Annotated in this window: 12 protein-coding genes; all 12 read right to left on the bottom strand. The window is 65.0% G+C overall.

Going from position 1 to position 16,470, the window contains the following annotated elements:
- Positions 1–272 precede the first annotated feature (272 nt).
- The 12 genes from CAG33_RS13695 to CAG33_RS13635 all read right to left on the bottom strand — a co-directional run bounded on the left by CAG33_RS13695 (position 273) and on the right by CAG33_RS13635 (position 16,458).
- The gene (locus tag CAG33_RS13695; protein WP_085638846.1) at positions 273–569 is read right to left on the bottom strand and encodes a DUF2845 domain-containing protein; all 297 of its coding nucleotides are present in this window, start codon (positions 567–569) and stop codon (positions 273–275) included.
- Positions 569–3,520, bottom strand: a complete 2,952-nt coding sequence (locus tag CAG33_RS13690; protein ID WP_085632269.1) for a DUF748 domain-containing protein — start codon at positions 3,518–3,520, stop codon at positions 569–571. The genes CAG33_RS13695 and CAG33_RS13690 overlap by 1 nt, the downstream gene beginning before the upstream one ends.
- A gap of 109 nt (positions 3,521–3,629) precedes the next feature.
- Positions 3,630–4,646, bottom strand: a complete 1,017-nt coding sequence (locus CAG33_RS13685) for a class I SAM-dependent rRNA methyltransferase (protein WP_085638843.1) — start codon at positions 4,644–4,646, stop codon at positions 3,630–3,632.
- Between the two features lie 66 nt (positions 4,647–4,712).
- Entirely contained in the window at positions 4,713–5,585 is an 873-nt protein-coding gene (locus CAG33_RS13680; protein WP_085638840.1) for an oxygenase MpaB family protein, read from the bottom strand.
- A 61-nt stretch (positions 5,586–5,646) separates the two neighbouring features.
- Positions 5,647–7,584, bottom strand: a complete 1,938-nt coding sequence (gene acs / locus CAG33_RS13675; RefSeq protein WP_085632264.1) for an acetate--CoA ligase — start codon at positions 7,582–7,584, stop codon at positions 5,647–5,649.
- A gap of 239 nt (positions 7,585–7,823) precedes the next feature.
- Positions 7,824–9,488 carry a glucose-6-phosphate isomerase gene (pgi, locus tag CAG33_RS13670; RefSeq protein WP_085584255.1) on the bottom strand — a complete coding sequence of 555 codons (1,665 nt, stop codon included), beginning with the start codon at positions 9,486–9,488 and terminating at the stop codon, positions 7,824–7,826.
- A gap of 224 nt (positions 9,489–9,712) precedes the next feature.
- The gene (gene panD / locus CAG33_RS13665; RefSeq protein WP_047229851.1) at positions 9,713–10,093 is read right to left on the bottom strand and encodes an aspartate 1-decarboxylase; all 381 of its coding nucleotides are present in this window, start codon (positions 10,091–10,093) and stop codon (positions 9,713–9,715) included.
- 273 nt (positions 10,094–10,366) lie between these two features.
- Positions 10,367–11,227: a pantoate--beta-alanine ligase gene (gene panC / locus CAG33_RS13660; RefSeq protein WP_085638837.1), complete on the bottom strand. Its 861-nt coding sequence runs from the start codon at positions 11,225–11,227 to the stop codon at positions 10,367–10,369.
- Complete coding sequence (panB, locus tag CAG33_RS13655) at positions 11,224–12,024, bottom strand: 3-methyl-2-oxobutanoate hydroxymethyltransferase (protein WP_085584259.1); 801 nt, start codon at positions 12,022–12,024, stop codon at positions 11,224–11,226. The genes panC and panB overlap by 4 nt, the downstream gene beginning before the upstream one ends.
- 383 nt (positions 12,025–12,407) lie before the next feature.
- Entirely contained in the window at positions 12,408–12,884 is a 477-nt protein-coding gene (folK, locus tag CAG33_RS13650) for a 2-amino-4-hydroxy-6-hydroxymethyldihydropteridine diphosphokinase (RefSeq protein ID WP_085638833.1), read from the bottom strand.
- A 3-nt stretch (positions 12,885–12,887) separates the two neighbouring features.
- A complete protein-coding gene (locus tag CAG33_RS13645; protein ID WP_085584263.1) occupies positions 12,888–14,273 on the bottom strand; it encodes a polynucleotide adenylyltransferase PcnB in 1,386 nt (461 codons plus the stop codon).
- A 748-nt stretch (positions 14,274–15,021) separates the two neighbouring features.
- On the bottom strand, positions 15,022–16,458 hold the full coding sequence (locus CAG33_RS13635) for a sigma-54 dependent transcriptional regulator (protein ID WP_085584267.1): 1,437 nt from the start codon (positions 16,456–16,458) through the stop codon (positions 15,022–15,024).
- Positions 16,459–16,470 lie beyond the last annotated feature (12 nt).

The raw sequence follows: 16,470 nt of genomic DNA, 5'->3' as shown, positions 1-16,470 counted from the left end.
CGGGGCAACGCATGCCGCATCGCCTGGGATGGCGTCATCGCCAGCAGGCTGGCTCCCACAAGGGATCTGCGATGCTGGCGGATTCATTGCTCCTTGCCAGCGATGAGGCCGGCACTGCGGCATCTGTGTTGCCTGACCCGCCGCCATCGCCGGCAAGCCGGCTCCCACAGGGTTCAGCAGCGGCCGCAGTTCTGTGCTCACCACAAAAACCTGTGGGAGCGTGCCTGCAAGCGATGAGGCCGTCACAGCCAACATCGCCCACAGGGGGGATTTCAGTTGCCGCGCTTGCTGTTGATCTGCTTCAGGCGGTTGCCCTCGAAGCGCAGGTACTGGTACATGCCGTTGCTCGGGCCGTAGGTCCATTCCTCGACCTGGAACTCCTCACGGCGATTGGCGCTGCGCTTGTACCCCAGCACGTCACGGCTCAGCGGCTCGCCGCATTTCTGCAGCACTTCGCTGGCGCGGTCGCCGAGGCTGACCAGCTGGCTGCCGCAACGCAGGGTGTCGGACGCAGACGCTTGGCCGACGGCCAACGCCAAGAGGATTGCGGGCAGCCATTTGCGGTTCATCATTCGGCATCCAGATGCATTTGCGTCACCACCCGGCCATCGCTTTCCGCTTCGCCGAGGTTGGCGTCGATGAAGTACACCCGGTCGTCGGCCAGTTGGCCCTTGTCCACCAGGTAATCCTTGATGCTGCTGGCGCGGTCCTGACCGAGCTGGCGCAGCAGGACATCGCTGGAGCTCCAGAACTTGATCACGTCCTCGCGCATCTTCGCGGTGCGCTCTTCCTTGCCCAGGTCCTTCCATTCGGCTGGTGGCTGGGTCTTCAGGCGGGTGCGGTAGATGCCTTCGAGCAACGGGCCTTTCTCGCCGTCCGGCACCTGCAGCAAGGAAGCCTGGGCCGGCACCTTGTCGCCCCGGCGCTGGAGCATCTTGTAGTAGTTGTACTGGTATTCACGCTCCAGGCGCTGCTCGGCGATGAGCGGGCCGTCGCTGCTCTTGGCGGCGGTGCCTTCGATTTCCAGGCGCAGGGCCGGACGCTCCTTGAGCGCCTGGGACAGCTTGACCAGCGCCGCTTCAGCGTCCTTGCTCAGCTCGCTGGAGCCGGGCGCGAACGACACGCTGCCCAGGTCCTCCGAACCTCCGCCGCTGACCAGGCCGCCGATCAGCTTGAACGGCGCGGCGGCGGCCTTGACGATCAGGTTGCGCAAAGTCTGCCAGACGATCGGCATCACGCTGAACTGCGGGTTGTTCAGGTCGCCGCTGACCGGCAGCTCGATGGAGATCTTGCCGTCCACGTCCTTGAGCAGGGCGATCGCCAGTTTCAGCGGCAGGCTCACGGCGTCCGGGCTGTCGACCTTTTCGCCCAGCTGCAGTTGTTCCACCACCACCTTGTTCTCGGCCTTGAGCTGGCCCTTGGTGATCAGGTAGTGCAGGTCGAGGTTGAGCCGGCCCTTGCGGATCCGGTAGCCGGCGAACTTGCCGGAGTAGGGGGTCAGGGTGGTCAGCTCGACGCGCTTGAAGCTGGTGGCGATGTCGAGGCTGGCCATCGGGTCGAACGGGTTCACCGAACCTTTGATGGTCACCGGCGCATAGCGGTCGACCTTACCTTTGACGTCGACGCTGGCCGGCTTAGCCTGGCGGCTGTCGATGGTGCCGATCTGGCCGTTGAGCTGCTGGATCGCGGTGGCGAAGTTCGGGGTCAGGCTGAAGTCGGCGAAGTTGGCCGAACCGTCGTTGATCGCGATGGCGCCGATGTGGATGCCCAGCGGCTTGTCGCCTCCGGACGGCTGCTTGGCGGCGGCCGGCTTCGCCGCCGAATCGGCGGGCTGCGGCACCAGCAGGTCGTCGATGTTGGTGGTGCGGTCATCGTTGATCATGAACCGCGCATAGGGCTGGAACAGGTTGATCCGGTCGATGGACAGGCTGTCGCCGTGCTGGTAGTTCAGGCCCTCCACCACCACCTGCTGCCACTTGAGGAAGTCGCGGGTCTTGAGGGTGTCGAGGGTGTGCAGCTGATCGACCTGGGCACGCCCGGTGACGCTGAGCGCCAGGGGTTCGGTGCTCTTGAGGTTGACCTTCAGGTCGCTGCCGAGCATGCCGCTGCGCAGTTCCAGGCGGATGAACGGGGTGATGTAGGACTGGGCGACCCGCAGGTCGATGTCCTGGGTCTTCACGTTGAGCTGGGCGGTGACCGGCGCGAGGTTGACCACGCCGTCGGCGCTGATCTTGCCCTGCTTGCCCAGGCCGGTGTCGAGCTTGAGGTTGAAGGGCGAACCGTTGAGGCTGTCGAAGTTCTGCAGGTCGAGGTTCAGCGGGCCGACCTCCAGGGCCACCGGCGGCTGCGGCTGGCGGTCGGCCAGGTGCACCTGGTAATTGCGCAGCTGCACGTCCTTGAGCAGCACTTGCCAGGGCTTGGCCGGCGCTGCCGGTTCCTTCGGCGAATCGGCGGCGGCCGGCGCGGTCTTGGGTTCGGCGGCGGCCTTGGCCGCCGGTTTGGACGGCTGGCTGGCGAACAGCTTCTGCCAGTCCAGTTGCCCGTCGGCTTCGCGGGCGGCCCAGGTCTCCAGTTTCTGGCTGCGGATCTTGCCCACCACCACCTGCTGCTTGGCCAGGTCCACCGTGGTCTCGCTGACGTCGAGGCGTTCGAGCTTCGCCAGCGGACGGCCGTCCGGGGCCTTGATGGCGAACGGCGCGACGCTGACGGCGACGTTGTTCAGCAGCAGTTCGGTTTGCTTGGACAGATTGAGCTTGTAGTCGGTGCTGAGGCTGACCACGCCGTCTTCCAGCACCAGCGGCACGGCGTCGCGCACGTAGGGCCAGAAGGCCTTCATCTTGCCGTCGGTGATTTTCAGCGTGCCTTCGGAGGTGATCGGGATCAGGCTGAAGTTGCCGCTCCAGTCGATGCGCCCGCCGGCGGGGCCGACGGCGACCAGGGTCATGTCGGCGCTGTCTTCGGGCAGGGTGCTGAGGTTCTTCAGTTCGAAGTCGAGGGTGTCGTAGAGGAATTCGATCGGCTCGCTCGGGCGCGCGTCCTCGAAATGCACGGCGCCGCCGGCCAGCTTGATGCGGTCGATGCGCAGCGGAAACGGTTTGGCGTCGGGGTCGGCCGGCGCGGGTTCGCTGGCCGGAAGCTTGAACAGGCCGAGCAGGTTGAGCTGGCCGTCCTTGGCGAACAGGATTTCGGTCTTGGGCTTGTCCAGTTCGATGTCGGCCAGGTGCAGGGCCTTTGTCCACAGGCTGTCGAGCTGCAGGTTGGCGTAGAGGCGTTCGAACCCGACCTGTTCCTTGCCCGGTTCGCCGATGACCAGCCCCCACAGGGTGAGCTCAAGGCTGAACGGATTGAGTTCGATGCGCTGGATATGCGCCGGCACGGTGGCGTAGTTGGCCAGTTGCTGGTTGGCGACCCGTAACGCAATGCCCGGCAGAATCAGAAACCCCAGCAGGCTATAGAGGGCCAGAGCGGTCAACAGGGCGCCAATCGCGCGAATCAATCCTTTGGGCATGTGCGGCTTCATCTGTCTGAATCGGAGTGCCTTGGAGTATGGCACGCGATTGCGGTTCCGAAGTAATTGCCCATGGCCAGGATTGTTCAGATTTTTCTGTGGGAAATTTCCCAAGCAGACTTCACAGCTGGAGGATCAGGGTCTTCAGCGGCGGTTGTCCGTCCATGGACGGGAAGTCCCGGCCCGGTGTCATCACCGTCCATTCGCGCACCGGCCGCCCGGCCTTTTCCGCGCAGCGCAGCACCTGTTCGCGCCAGTCGTCCATGCTGACTTTCGCCAGGTTGTTGCAGCAGATCAGCACGCCGTCTTCGGCGGTGGCCAGCAGGGCCGGCTTGAGCAGGCTCTGATAGTCGCGCAGCAGGTCGACGGTGCCGAACGCGCTCTTGGCCCAGGCCGGCGGATCGAGCAGCACCAGATCGTACTGGCGCTGTTCCAGGCGCGGATAGCTCGGCAGCTTTTGCCCGCGCCGCTGGGTGATCGGCAGCCCGGCCAGTTGGCGGATCGCCGGGAAGTAGTCGGACTGGATGAATTGCATGGCCGGCAGTTGCGGATTGAGCTGGCCGTTCTCGCGGCCGACCGCCAGGTTGCCCTCGGCGAAGTCCAGGTTGCACACCTCGCGCGCACCGCCGGCGGCGGCACTGAGGCCGACCCCGCAGGTGTAGGCGAACAGGTTGAGCACGCTTTTGCCCTTGGCGTGATCCTTGACCCAGCCCCGGGTGTTGCGCAGGTCGAGGAACAGCAGCGGATCCTGCCCGGCGTGGCGCCCGCGCACGCGGTAGTTCAGGCCCCACTCGTGGCCGACCAGATCCGCCAGCGCCGCCTCGTCGGCCCGGTAGACGGGGTCGGTGCGGTCGATCCGCGAGTTGCCCCGGGAGCGGTCGTTGTAGACCAGCAGGGTTTCCAGGCCCAGGGTCTCGTTGACGGTCTCGTGCAGGTGCAGCAAGGCATCGCGTTCCAGGGTCTGGTGGAAGCTTTGCACCATCAGTTGCGGGCCGTAGCGGTCGACGGTCAGGCCGCCCGCGCCTTCCTGGCTGCCGTGGAACAGGCGGTAGCAGTCGGTGCCCTGGCCGTGCAGTTCGGCGAGCAGATCCTGGCGTTTGTCGAGGGCGGCGCGCAGCGCCTGGTTCAAGGAAGACATGCGGGCGCCTTGCTGGAGGGAATGGGGGCGCGGGAGTTTAGCATTGTCGGCGTCTGTGGCGAGGGATCAGGGCAGCAGCCCCATCCGCCGCTGGGCGCGCTGCACCGAGCCGTTGCGCATGGCCCAGCGCAGCATCGGCGCGCTGCGGTTGACGCTGGCGCGGATCAGCTGGCGGCGCAGCGGGTTCTGGCGCACGCCGAACATGTCGCTGGCCCAGTCCGGCAGCAGGTCGATGCCGGCCTTCATCATCAGGTCGCCGAAGGGTCGGGCCAGCAGGCTGGGGGCCGGTGCGTCGAGCAACAGTCGCAGGACTTCCCGGCTGCGCCCGTCGCACAGCAGCTGCGGGCGCATGCGCTGCAGGTAATCGGCCACCGCCGCGCGCGAACGGGGCACGTCCCGGGCGCCGAGCCGTTCGGCGATCACGGCGATCTCAGCGTAGTAGCGATCCTGGTCCGCCAGGGACAAATGCGGATTGCGGTAGCGCAGGTGGGCGGCGAGGAAATTGCTGACCTCCGCCACATGCACCCAGGTCAGCAGATCCGGGTCGCTGGCCGCATAGGGGCGGCCGTCCGGAGCGGTGCCGACCACTTGCAGGTGAATGGTGCGCACCTTTTCGATCAGCCAGTCGGCGTCCTTGCGCGAGCCGAACGTGGTGCCCGAGACGAACTGGCTGGTGCGGCGCAGCCGTCCGAGCATGTCCTGGCGAAAGTTCGAGTGGTCCCACACCCCGGCCAGCGCCAGCGGGTGCAAGGCCTGCAGCAGCAGCGCGGCGATGCCGCCGATCAGCATGCTGCTGAAGTCGCCGTGCACTTGCCAGCTGACCGAGTCGGGGCCGAACAGGCCGGGATCGCCCTTGGGGTTTTCCAGGTCGAGCTGGCCGAGGGACAGCCCGGTCAGGCTCATGAGCTGGCTTTCGATGCGGTGGCGGATGAATTCCATGGGGTCTCGACGGATGGCTTCAGGGCAGGGACGGCGCGGCCGGACGACCGCGCCGGCGCCGCTACCGGTTGAGGCGCTTGTCGATCAGGCCCTGCACCACGCTCGGGTCGGCCAGGGTGGAGGTGTCCCCGAGGCTGTCGAGCTCGTTGCAGGCGATCTTGCGCAGGATCCTGCGCATGATCTTGCCTGAGCGGGTTTTCGGCAAGGCCGGCGCCCACTGGATCAGGTCCGGCTTGGCGAAGCTGCCGATTTCCTTGCTGACGTGGGCCAGCAGTTCTTTCTTCAGTTCGTCGCCGGCCTCGGTGCCGTTCATGGGCGTGACGAAGGCGTAGATGCCTTGGCCTTTGACGTCGTGGGGATAACCGACCACCGCCGCCTCGGCGATGCTGTCGTGCAGCACCAGGGCGCTCTCCACTTCGGCGGTGCCGATGCGGTGGCCGGATACGTTGATCACGTCGTCGATGCGGCCGGTGATCCAGTAGTCGCCGTCCTCGTCGCGGCGGGCGCCGTCGCCGGTGAAGTAGTAGCCGGGGTAGGGTTTGAAATAGGTGTCGACCATCCGCTGCGGGTCGCCGTAGACGCTGCGGATCTGCGCCGGCCAGCTCGACTTGATCGCCAGCACGCCGCTGCCGGCGCCCTTGATTTCCTTGCCGTGCTCATCGAGCAGCACGGGCTGCACGCCGAACATCGGCCGGGTGGCGCAGCCTGGCTTGATCAGCTGGGCGCTGACCAAGGGGCTGAGCATGATGCCGCCGGTCTCGGTCTGCCACCAGGTGTCGACGATGGGGCAGCGCTGCTCGCCGACCACGTTGAAATACCATTCCCACGCTTCCGGGTTGATCGGCTCACCGACGCTGCCGAGCAGTCTGAGGCTTTGCCGCGAAGTTTCCTGCAGCGGGCCGGCCCCTTCGCGCATCAGGGCGCGCAGGGCGGTCGGCGCGGTGTAGAAGATGTTGACGTGGTGCTTGTCGATCACCTGCCAGAACCGCGAGGTGGTCGGGTAGCTCGGCACGCCTTCGAAGATCAGGGTGGTGGCGCCGTTGGCCAGCGGGCCGTAGACGATGTAGCTGTGGCCGGTCACCCAGCCGACGTCGGCGGTGCACCAGAACACTTCGCCGTCGCGGTAGTCGAGCACGTACTTGAAGGTCATCGCCGCCTGCAGCAGATAGCCGCCGGTGGTGTGCAGCACACCTTTGGGTTTGCCGGTGCTGCCGGAGGTATAGAGGATGAACAGCGGGTCTTCGGCGTCCATCGGTTCCGGCGGGCAGTCGTCGCTGACCTCGCGCACCGCCTGGTGATACCACAGGTCGCGGCCTAAGGTCCAGTCCACCTTGCCCTGGGTGCGCTCGACCACCACCACGGTGCTGACGTCCGGGCAGCTTTGCAGGGCCTTGTCGACGTTGTGCTTGAGCGGCACGAACTTGCCGCCGCGCACGCCTTCGTCGGCGGTGATCACCGTGCGGCAGTCGGCGTCGAGGATGCGGTCACGCAGGGAGTCCGGGGAGAAGCCGCCGAACACCACCGAATGGATCGCGCCGATCCGCGCGCAGGCCAACATGGCGTAGGTCGCTTCGGGGATCATCGGCATGTAGATGCACACCCGGTCGCCTTTCTTCACGCCGCGGCTTTTCAGCACGTTGGCCAGCCGGCAGACGTGGTGATGGAGCTTGCGGTAGGTGATCTGCGCCGATTCGGCGGGGTCGTCGCCTTCCCAGAGCAGGGCGGTCTGCTCGCCGCGCCGTTCCAGGTGGCGGTCGATGCAGTTGTGGCTGACGTTCAGCTTCGCCCCGGCGAACCAGGTGGCTTCGCCGGTCTTCAGGTCATAGCGCTGGACGGTCTGCCACGGGGTGCTCCAGTCCAGGAAGCGCTTGGCCTGTTCGGCCCAGAAGGTGCTGGGGTGTTCAATGGATTCGCGGTACAGGCGCTGGTAGTCGTCCTGACTCAACTGTGCGGCCCGGCGGACGGCATCGGCTTTGGGGAACGTGCTGATATCGAACATGACGGTTCCTTATTCTTGTTGTGCGACAAGAATAAAGATGCGCCGAGTGCCCGAGAGGTTCAAGCCATGACCAAAACGACTGTGGGAAAGGTGGGCACACAAAAGACTGTGGGAGCGGGCTTGCCCGCGAAGGCGTCGTGTCAGTCACCTTTGTGTTGACTGATTCACCGCATTCGCGGGCAAGCCCGCTCCCACAATGGAAGGTGCTGCCCGCAGAGGCTGCGGGCAGCACGGCCGGATCAGCCGCGGTGACGGCCGCGGAAGTAGCTGATCAGGCCTTGGGTGGACGGATCCTCGGCGGCGCTCTCTTCGCTGCCGACCAGGCGGTTGTAGACGCCCTTGCCCAGTTCCTTGCCCAGTTCCACGCCCCACTGGTCGAAGGCGTTGATGCCCCAGACCACGCTCTGCACGAACACCTTGTGTTCGTACATCGCCACCAGGGCGCCGAGGCGGCGCGGGCTGATGCGTTCGACCACCAGGGTGTTGCTCGGGCGGTTGCCCGGGATCACCTTGTGGGCGGCGAGCTTGTGCACCTGCTCTTCGCTCATGCCTTTGTCGCGCAGCTCGGCCTCGGCTTCGGCCAGGGTCTTGCCGAGCATCAGGGCCTGGCTCTGGGACAGGCAGTTGGCGTACAGCCACTGGTGATGGTCGGACACCGGGTTGAAGCTGACGACCGGCACGATGAAGTCGGCCGGGATCAGTTGGGTGCCCTGGTGCAGCAGCTGGTGATAGGCATGCTGGCCGTTGCAGCCGACGCCGCCCCAGATCACGGGGCCGGTGTCGGTGGACACCGCTGTGCCGTCCTGGCGCACGCGCTTGCCGTTGGACTCCATGTCCAGTTGCTGCAGGTGCTTGGTGATGTTGCGCAGGTAGTGGTCGTACGGCAGGATCGCGTGGCTCTGCGCACCCCAGAAGTTGCCGTACCACACGCCGAGCAGGGCCAGCAGCACCGGCATGTTCTGTTCGAACGGCGCGCTCTGGAAATGCTGGTCCATGGTGTAGGCGCCGGACAGCAGTTCCTTGAAGTTGGACATGCCGATGGCCAGGGCGATCGGCAGGCCGATGGCCGACCACAGCGAGTAGCGGCCACCGACCCAGTCCCACATCGGGAAGATGTTCTCTTCGCGGATGCCGAACGCCACGGCCGCCGCGTTGTTGCTCGAAACGGCGATGAAGTGGCGGTGCAGTTCGGCTTCCGAACCGCCCTGGGCCAGGTACCAGGCGCGGGCGGCCTGGGCATTCTTCAGGGTTTCGAGGGTGTTGAAGGATTTCGACGACACGATGAACAGCGTGGTTTCGGCCCGCAGCTTCTGGGTCAGGCCGTGGAACTCGCTGCCGTCGATGTTCGCCAGGTAGTGGCAACGCACGCCTTTCTGGGCGTAGGACAGCAGGGCTTCGGACACCAGCTCAGGGCCGAGGAACGAGCCGCCGATGCCGATGTTCACGACGTCGGTGATCGGCTTCTCGGTGTAGCCGCGCCACAGGCCGTCGTGGATGCGGCCCACCAGATCGGTCATCTGGTTCAGCACCTTGTGCACGTCCGGCATCACATTGACGCCGTTGACCGACAGCTTGTCGCCCACCGGGCGGCGCAGGGCGGTGTGCAGGGCAGGGCGGCCTTCGGAAGCATTGACGATTTCGCCGTCGAACAGCGATTTGATCGCGCCCTTGAGGTCGACCTCGTTGGCCAGTCCCACCAGCAGGTCGCGGGTCTGGGCGTTGATCAGGTTCTTCGAATAGTCGAGAAACAGTCCGCAGCTGCTCAGGGTGAATTGGTTGAAGCGCTGCGGGTCGGCGTTGAAGGCTTCGCGCATGCTGAAATCCTGCATGGCTTGGCGGTGGTCTTTCAACGCTTGCCAGGCAGGCAGAGCGGTAACGTCATGAGGAGTGCGGTAGTACGCCATCGCTGCGGTTTTCCTTTTTACTTGAACGGCCTTTGGTACACGGATCGAACCGCCAGGCCCGGTCAGGGCATGGGGTCAGCTGCGTTGACACGGTTTCAGGGCGCAGGGCCAATACAGTAAACCCCGCGCTGCGATCTGTCTTGACTTTGTCTGACCCGTTTCCTGTACTTTTTTAACATCTGTCCAGGAAACGGCCGACGAACGGAAGGGCGGGGGCGGCCTGCTCAGGCGACCTGCACCGGGATGGCGTTGCTGGTGTGGCTCAATTCGTTGCCCGGCGCCATGTAGAGCATGCGCGGCTTGAAATTCGCAAGTTCGGCTTCGCTGTAGTGGGCGTAGGCGCAAATGATCACGCGGTCGCCGACCTTGGCCTTGTGCGCCGCTGCGCCGTTGACCGAGATCATCCGCGAACCTTCTTCGCCTCGGATCGCGTAGGTGGTGAAGCGTTCGCCGTTGTCGACGTTGTAGATCTGGATCTGCTCGTACTCACGGATGCCGGACAGGTCCAGCCATTCGCCGTCGATGGCGCAGGAACCTTCGTAATCGAGTACCGCGTGGGTGACTTCGGCGCGGTGCAGCTTGGCCTTGAGCATGATGGCGTGCATGAGGGGTTCCCCTGGTCGGAATCGAACGGCAGGCAGTGTGCCCGAAGGGGGGGAGGGCGGCAATATGGCTGCGCACCGGGCATGGGCGATGCGCAAGCGGCTGGCTCTCGGTGCGTCTTCGCCGATGCCATCGCCAGCAGGCGGGTTCCCACAGGGGGCTTGGGCGGATGCAGGATTTTCGGTCGCCGCAAAACAATGTGGGAGCGGGCCTGCTCGCGATGGCGGACGGATGGCCATCGCGGGCAAGCCCGCTCCCACAAAGGATGACGGCGCTCAGGCCGGGGTGTCGAGGTTCAGGTGCAGGTTGTCGATCAAGCGGGTGGTGCCGAGGAACGCGGCCACCAGGATCACCAGGTCGCGGTCGTCTGCCGTGGCCGGGCGCAGGGTCAGGGCGTGGCGGATCTCCAGGTAGTCCGGACGCAGGCCCGCCGCTTCCAGTTGCTTGAGCTGTGCCTGGATCAGGGCCGGGAAATCGCGCTCGCCTTGCTTGATCGACTCGGCGATGGCGCTCAGGGTGCGGTAGACCACCGGCGCCACGGCGCGCTGCTCTTCGCTGAGGAAGCCGTTGCGCGAGGACAGCGCCAGGCCGTCGGCGGCCCGCACGGTCGGCTCGCCGATGATCTGGATCGGCATGTTCAGGTCATGCACCAGCGCGCGGATCACCGCCAGTTGCTGGAAGTCCTTCTGGCCGAAGATCGCCAGGTCCGGCTGCACCATGTTGAACAGCTTGCTGACCACCGTCGCCACGCCTTCGAAATGCCCCGGACGGCTGGCGCCGCACAGGCCTTCGGACAATTGCGGGACGCTGACCCGGGTCTGTCCGGCCATGCCGTCGGGGTACATTTCCTCGACGGTCGGGGCGAACAGCAGGTCGCAGCCGGCTTCCAGCAGTTTTTCCTGGTCTGCCGCCAGGGTGCGCGGGTACTTGTCGAGGTCTTCGCCGGCGCCGAACTGCAGCGGGTTGACGAAAATGCTCGCGACCACGAAGTCCACGCGCTGGGTGGCCTTGGTGATCAGCGCGATGTGGCCGCTGTGCAGGTTGCCCATGGTCGGCACGAAGCCGATGCGCTTGCCTTCGCTGCGGGCGCGGGCCACGGCGGCGCGCAGTTCACGTACGGTTTTGACGGTGTTCATGCGGAGAATCCGTGTTCGACGCCAGGGAACGTGGCGGCTTTGACTTCAGTGACGTAGGCCTTCAGGGCGTTCTGGATGCTGTCCTGGCCGTGCATGAAGTTCTTCACGAACTTCGGCACGCGGCCGCTGATCGACAGGCCAAGCATGTCGTGCAGCACCAGCACCTGGCCGTCGGTGGCGCTGCCGGCGCCGATGCCGATCACCGGGATCTTCACCGCCTGGCTGATTTCGGCGGCCAGTTCGCTCGGCACGCATTCGAGCAGCAGCATGGCCGCGCCGGCCTGCTCCAGCGAGATGGCGTCGGCGCGCATCTGCCGCGCCTGGTTCTCGTTGCGGCCCTGCACCTTGTAGCCGCCGAGGATGTTCACGGCCTGCGGGGTCAGGCCCATGTGCGCGCACACCGGAACGCCGCGCTCGGCCAGCAGGCGGATCGACTCCGCGAGCCACAGGGCGCCCTCGACCTTGACCATGTGCGCGCCGGCCTGCATCAGCATCGCGCTGTTGGTCATGGTCTGTTCCAGGGTGGCGTTGGCCATGAACGGCAGGTCCGCGAGGATCAGGGCATCGGTGTTGCCGCGCTTGACGCTGGCGACGTGGTAGGCCATTTCCGCAGTGGTCACCGGCAGGGTGCTGTCGTGGCCCTGCAAGACCATGCCGAGGGAATCGCCCACCAGCAGCACTTCGACACCGGCCTCGTTGCAGGCGTGGGCGAAGGTCGCGTCATAGCAGGTCAGCATGGTGATCTTTTCACCTTTCTGCTTGAGGCTCTGGAGCGTGGTCAGGGTGATGGCTGGCATGTAAGAAATCCTCGTTCAGGCGCATTGGAAACTGCTGCGGGTAACGCGCGTGATTCGTCATCTATTCAGGCGCACGCTCTTTTGTCGTGCTTATAAGGCCTGGATTGCGCCCTTGTGCGCCGGGTTGGCGGCAGCGGGACGCCTATAGTCGTGATGAGAACCCAGGAAGTCAATTACGTGTGTTACCGCATTGTTACGACGGGAGTGTTACCGGCGTTACTGATGCGATTCAGCGCTGCGGCGGGTCTGGGCTGCCGAATTTTTGTCCTACAAAAAAGGCAGTTGCGGGGAGCGGCGGGGGCGTCGGCAGTGATCCCTGTGGGAGCCAACCTGCTGGCGGTGACGTCAGCCCAGGCAGCCCCGGGCTGAGGCAGGGGAATCCGTCAGAGGCGTTCGAGGCCGATGAACGGGCAGGCCGCCAGCAGCGCGGCCAGGGTGCGGCCGTCGGCCAGGCGCAAGTCCTGCGGCGCCAGCTCCGCCAGGGGGTACAGGACGAACGCGCGTTCCTGCATGTGGTAGTGCGGCACCTTGAGGCGGGGCTCGTCGATCAGTCGGTCGCCGAACAGCAGAATGTCCAGGTCCAGCGTGCGCGGGCCCCAACGTTCCAGGCGTTCGCGGCCCTGATCGTTTTCGATGGCTTGCAGGGCGTCGAGCAGTTCCAGCGGGGAGAGCGAGCTGTCCAGCGCCGCGACCGCGTTGGTGTAGCGCGGTTGGCCCGGCAGCAGCGAATCGCTCTGGTAGAACGCCGAAACGCCGGCCAGGTCGGTGGCGGGCAGGTGCGCCAGCGCGTCGACCGCGCTGCGCAATTGCTCGGCCGGGGCAGCCAGGTTGCTGCCCATGCCGATGTAGATGCGTTCCATGCCTTATTCGCCCGCTGCGCTCTTGCGCTTGGCGTTGCTGCGCCGGCGCTTGCGCGGTGCGCCGCCGGTGCCGTCGTCCTTGCCGCTGAGTTCGCGGATCATGTCCCGGCGCCCGCTGTCGTTGGCGTCCTGGTAATCGGTCCACCACTCGCCCAGGCCGTCGGTCTGCTCGCCGGCGCTTTCGCGCAGCAGCAGGAAGTCGTAGCCGGCGCGAAAGCGCGGGTTGTCCAGCAGCAGGTCGGCGCGTTTGCCGCTGCGCCGCGGCAGGCGTTCCTGCATGTCCCAGATCTCGCGGATCGGCATCGTGAAACGCTTCGGAATGGCTATGCGCTGGCACTGTTCGGCGATCAGTTCGTGGGCCGCTTCCTGCATCGCCGGAATCGGCGGCATGCCCCGTTCCTGAAGACGCAGCACGCGGGCCGGCAGGGCGGGCCACAACAGGGCGGCGAACAGGAATGCCGGGGTCACCGGTTTGTTCTGCTTGATCCGCAGGTCGGTGTTGGTCAGGGCTTCGCTGATCAGCGTGTGGGTGTATTCCGGGTTGTGCTCCAGCGCGTCGGCGCTGGCCGGGAACAGCGGTTCGAACAATTGCAGGTCGACCAGCATTTCATAGGTGATCGCACCGTGGCCGGAGAGGAACAGCTTGAGCACTTCCTCGAACAGGCGGGCCGACGGGATCTCGCGCAGCATCGGCGCCAGGTCGCGGATCGGCTGGACGGTGTGCTTCTCGATGCCGAAATTGAGCTTGGCGGCGAAGCGCACGGCCCGCAGCATCCGCACCGGGTCTTCCTGGTAGCGCTGCACCGGGTCGCCGATCAGGCGGATCAGGTGGTTGCGGATATCGTGCACGCCGTTGGCGTAGTCGAGGATGCGCTCGCTGACCGGATCGTAGTACAGGGCGTTGATGGTGAAGTCGCGGCGTTGCGCGTCCTCCTCCAGGGTGCCGTAGACGTTGTCGCGCAGGATGCGCCCGCTTTCGTTGCGGGAGGACTGGTTGCTGTCTTCGTCGTCTTCGTTTTGCGGGTGGTTGGCGCGGAAGGTCGCGACCTCGATGATCTCGCGGCCGAAATGGATATGCACCAGCTTGAAGCGGCGGCCGATGATCCGCGCATTGCGGAATTCGGCCCGGACCTGCTCAGGGGTGGCGCTGGTGGCCACGTCGAAGTCCTTGGGCGTGATGCCCAGCAGCATGTCGCGCACGCAGCCGCCGACCAGGTAGGCCTGGTAGCCGGCGCTCTGCAGACGTTCGACGATGTTGACCGCATAACGGCTGAATTGCGCCTTCTGCAGCGAGTGCTGGCCGCTGTTGAGGACTTCAGGCGTGCTGCGGATGTGTTGTTGCGTACGACGCAGGGGCGTTCGAAATGACTGGAACAGCTTCTTCAGCATGGGATGCACTGTTTGAAGGAATGTTCGGCCTTACCGGGGAATGGCCGCATGATGGGCGGGGATTCTAGCATTTAGTCGGCGAATGGTGTAGGACGCAGCGGATTTGAGCTGCAGGCCGCCGTCTAGGGCGTTCGGAGCCGCAATTTCTGGAGGGGGATCGCCAGGGCGGACGTCAAGGTGACAGAAACTACAAGGGGAGCCGAAGCTCCCCAAGAAGTAGTTGCGTGCTCTTTTTATTTTTGATTCGGGCTTCTTGTTTTTGTTGAGCGCCCTCGTCATGAAGTTTTCCCTTCATGACCCTCCCATTCGGGAGCCAAGAGCAAACGGATTGCTTTGGTCGCTGAGTTGCAGTGATCTTGCGATCCAACCAGTACAGGCTCTGTCTCAAGACAGTTTTTGTTGTTCTCGGCCTGGTCGTGGGACGAATCCCAAATACAACGCCTCTCCAAAAGAATCAGTTAGCTGCGCCTCTCGCCGTCTTGTTTTTATTGTGCGTGAGTCGATTCGTCTTATTTTTATTGTCTTATGCATTGCTTGTTATTGTTCTTGTACCAAACATATAGCAGGTGCCGTGCCAACTTTTGCAAACCCCAGTAAAACAAGGGGTTGGGACGGTCTGGCAGGTTTTTGAGGGCGAAAAAAAGCCGGGGTTTCGTTACCGATAACCCCGGCTTCTGTTACGTGAAATGGCTGAGGTAACAGTTTTCTCAGCCTTTCAACAGTTACCCGCACGCTCGACAGGTAACGTTCAGCTCTCGCTGGTGGCCCCGGTCTTGCGCCGCGGAATGCCCAGGCGCTGACGGCGTTCCCACAGGCACTTGCGGCTGACGCCCAGCTTGCGCGCCAGTTCGGTCTCGGTCATGTGGTCCTGATGCTCGAGGACGAAGTGCTGGAAGTAGTCCTCCAGCGACAGGTCTTCGGTCGGCTCGTGGCTGTTGGTGGGTGCGCTGGCGGCCGCTTGCGCCGGCAGGCCGATGAATTCGTCCTCCTCCAGGTCCCCCAGCTCGATGTCGATGCCCAAAAGGTCGGCGGAGATTTCCGGGCTCTCGCTCAGGATCACCGCGCGTTCCACCGCGTTCTCCAGCTCCCGCACGTTGCCCGGCCAGGAGTAGTGACGGATCGCCTGTTCGGCGTCCGCGGCGAATTTCAGGTCGGTGCGGTTGATCCGGGCGCTCTGGCGGGCGAGGAATGCGTTGGCGATTTCGTTGACGTCGGCGCCGCGCTCGCGCAGGGCCGGCAGCTTCAGGGCGATCACGTGCAGGCGGTAGTACAGGTCTTCACGGAACTGGCCGATCTTCGCCAGGTTCTTGAGGTCCCGGTGGGTCGCGGCGATCAGGCGCACATCGACCTTTTGCGACTGTACCGAACCGACCCGGCGGATTTCGCCTTCCTGCAGCACGCGCAGCAGGCGGGCCTGGGCCTCCAGCGGCAGTTCGCCGATCTCGTCGAGGAACAGCGTGCCGCCGTCCGCCGCTTCCACCAGGCCGGCGCGGCCGGCGCTGGCGCCGGTGAACGCGCCTTTCTCGTGGCCGAACAGTTCGGACTCGATCAGGCTTTCCGGGATGGCGGCGCAGTTCACCGAGATCATCGGTGCCTTGGCGCGCCTGGACAGGTTGTGCAGGGCCCGGGCCACCAGTTCCTTGCCGGTGCCGGACTCGCCCTGGATCAGCACATTGGAGTCGGTCGGCGCGACCTTGCGGATCTTGCCGTACAGATCCTGCATCGGCGGACAGGAGCCGATGATGCCGATCTCGCCGTTGCCCGCATCGACGGCGGCCTTGCCGCTGCCGTTGGCGGACTTGCCCGCGACGGCTTCGCCGGCGGCGGGGGCGGCCTGGCGGTCACGCAGGATCCTGGCCACGGCCTGGAGCATCTCGTCGTGGTCGAAGGGCTTGGCGATGTAGTCGACCGCGCCCATCTTCATCGAGTCCACGGCCGAGCGCAGGCTGGCGTAGCTGGTCATGATCAGCACCGGGGTGCCCTGGCCGAGCTTGATCAGCTCGGTGCCCGGTGCGCCCGGAAGTCGCAGGTCGCTGACGATCAGGTCGAAAGTGGGAATGCTGAAGCGTTCTTGTGCTTCCTGCACTGAACCGGCTTCGCTGACCTGGTACTGGTTGCGTTCCAGCAGGCGGCGCAAGGCGGAGCGGATGATGGTTTCGTCTTCGACGATCAAAATGTGCGGCATTGATTCGATACT

The organism is Pseudomonas sp. B3(2017), assembly GCF_002113595.1.
GTDB classification, from domain to species: domain Bacteria; phylum Pseudomonadota; class Gammaproteobacteria; order Pseudomonadales; family Pseudomonadaceae; genus Aquipseudomonas; species Aquipseudomonas ekonensis.
Note: the sequence above shows the minus strand (reverse complement) of the source record. Positions and strands in the feature narration are given on the sequence as shown.

What these genes read in the sequence shown, in the direction of transcription:
- CAG33_RS13635 (WP_085584267.1), bottom strand. Translation starts at nt 16,458, where the DNA reads ATGCCGCACATTTTGATCGTCGAAGACGAAACCATCATCCGCTCCGCC.
- CAG33_RS13690 (WP_085632269.1), bottom strand. Translation starts at nt 3,520, where the DNA reads ATGAAGCCGCACATGCCCAAAGGATTGATTCGCGCGATTGGCGCCCTG.
- CAG33_RS13645 (WP_085584263.1), bottom strand. Translation starts at nt 14,273, where the DNA reads ATGCTGAAGAAGCTGTTCCAGTCATTTCGAACGCCCCTGCGTCGTACG.
- pgi (WP_085584255.1), bottom strand. Translation starts at nt 9,488, where the DNA reads ATGGCGTACTACCGCACTCCTCATGACGTTACCGCTCTGCCTGCCTGG.
- CAG33_RS13685 (WP_085638843.1), bottom strand. Translation starts at nt 4,646, where the DNA reads ATGTCTTCCTTGAACCAGGCGCTGCGCGCCGCCCTCGACAAACGCCAG.
- CAG33_RS13680 (WP_085638840.1), bottom strand. Translation starts at nt 5,585, where the DNA reads ATGGAATTCATCCGCCACCGCATCGAAAGCCAGCTCATGAGCCTGACC.
- acs (WP_085632264.1), bottom strand. Translation starts at nt 7,584, where the DNA reads ATGTTCGATATCAGCACGTTCCCCAAAGCCGATGCCGTCCGCCGGGCC.
- panB (WP_085584259.1), bottom strand. Translation starts at nt 12,024, where the DNA reads ATGCCAGCCATCACCCTGACCACGCTCCAGAGCCTCAAGCAGAAAGGT.
- CAG33_RS13695 (WP_085638846.1), bottom strand. Translation starts at nt 569, where the DNA reads ATGAACCGCAAATGGCTGCCCGCAATCCTCTTGGCGTTGGCCGTCGGC.
- panC (WP_085638837.1), bottom strand. Translation starts at nt 11,227, where the DNA reads ATGAACACCGTCAAAACCGTACGTGAACTGCGCGCCGCCGTGGCCCGC.
- panD (WP_047229851.1), bottom strand. Translation starts at nt 10,093, where the DNA reads ATGCACGCCATCATGCTCAAGGCCAAGCTGCACCGCGCCGAAGTCACC.
- folK (WP_085638833.1), bottom strand. Translation starts at nt 12,884, where the DNA reads ATGGAACGCATCTACATCGGCATGGGCAGCAACCTGGCTGCCCCGGCC.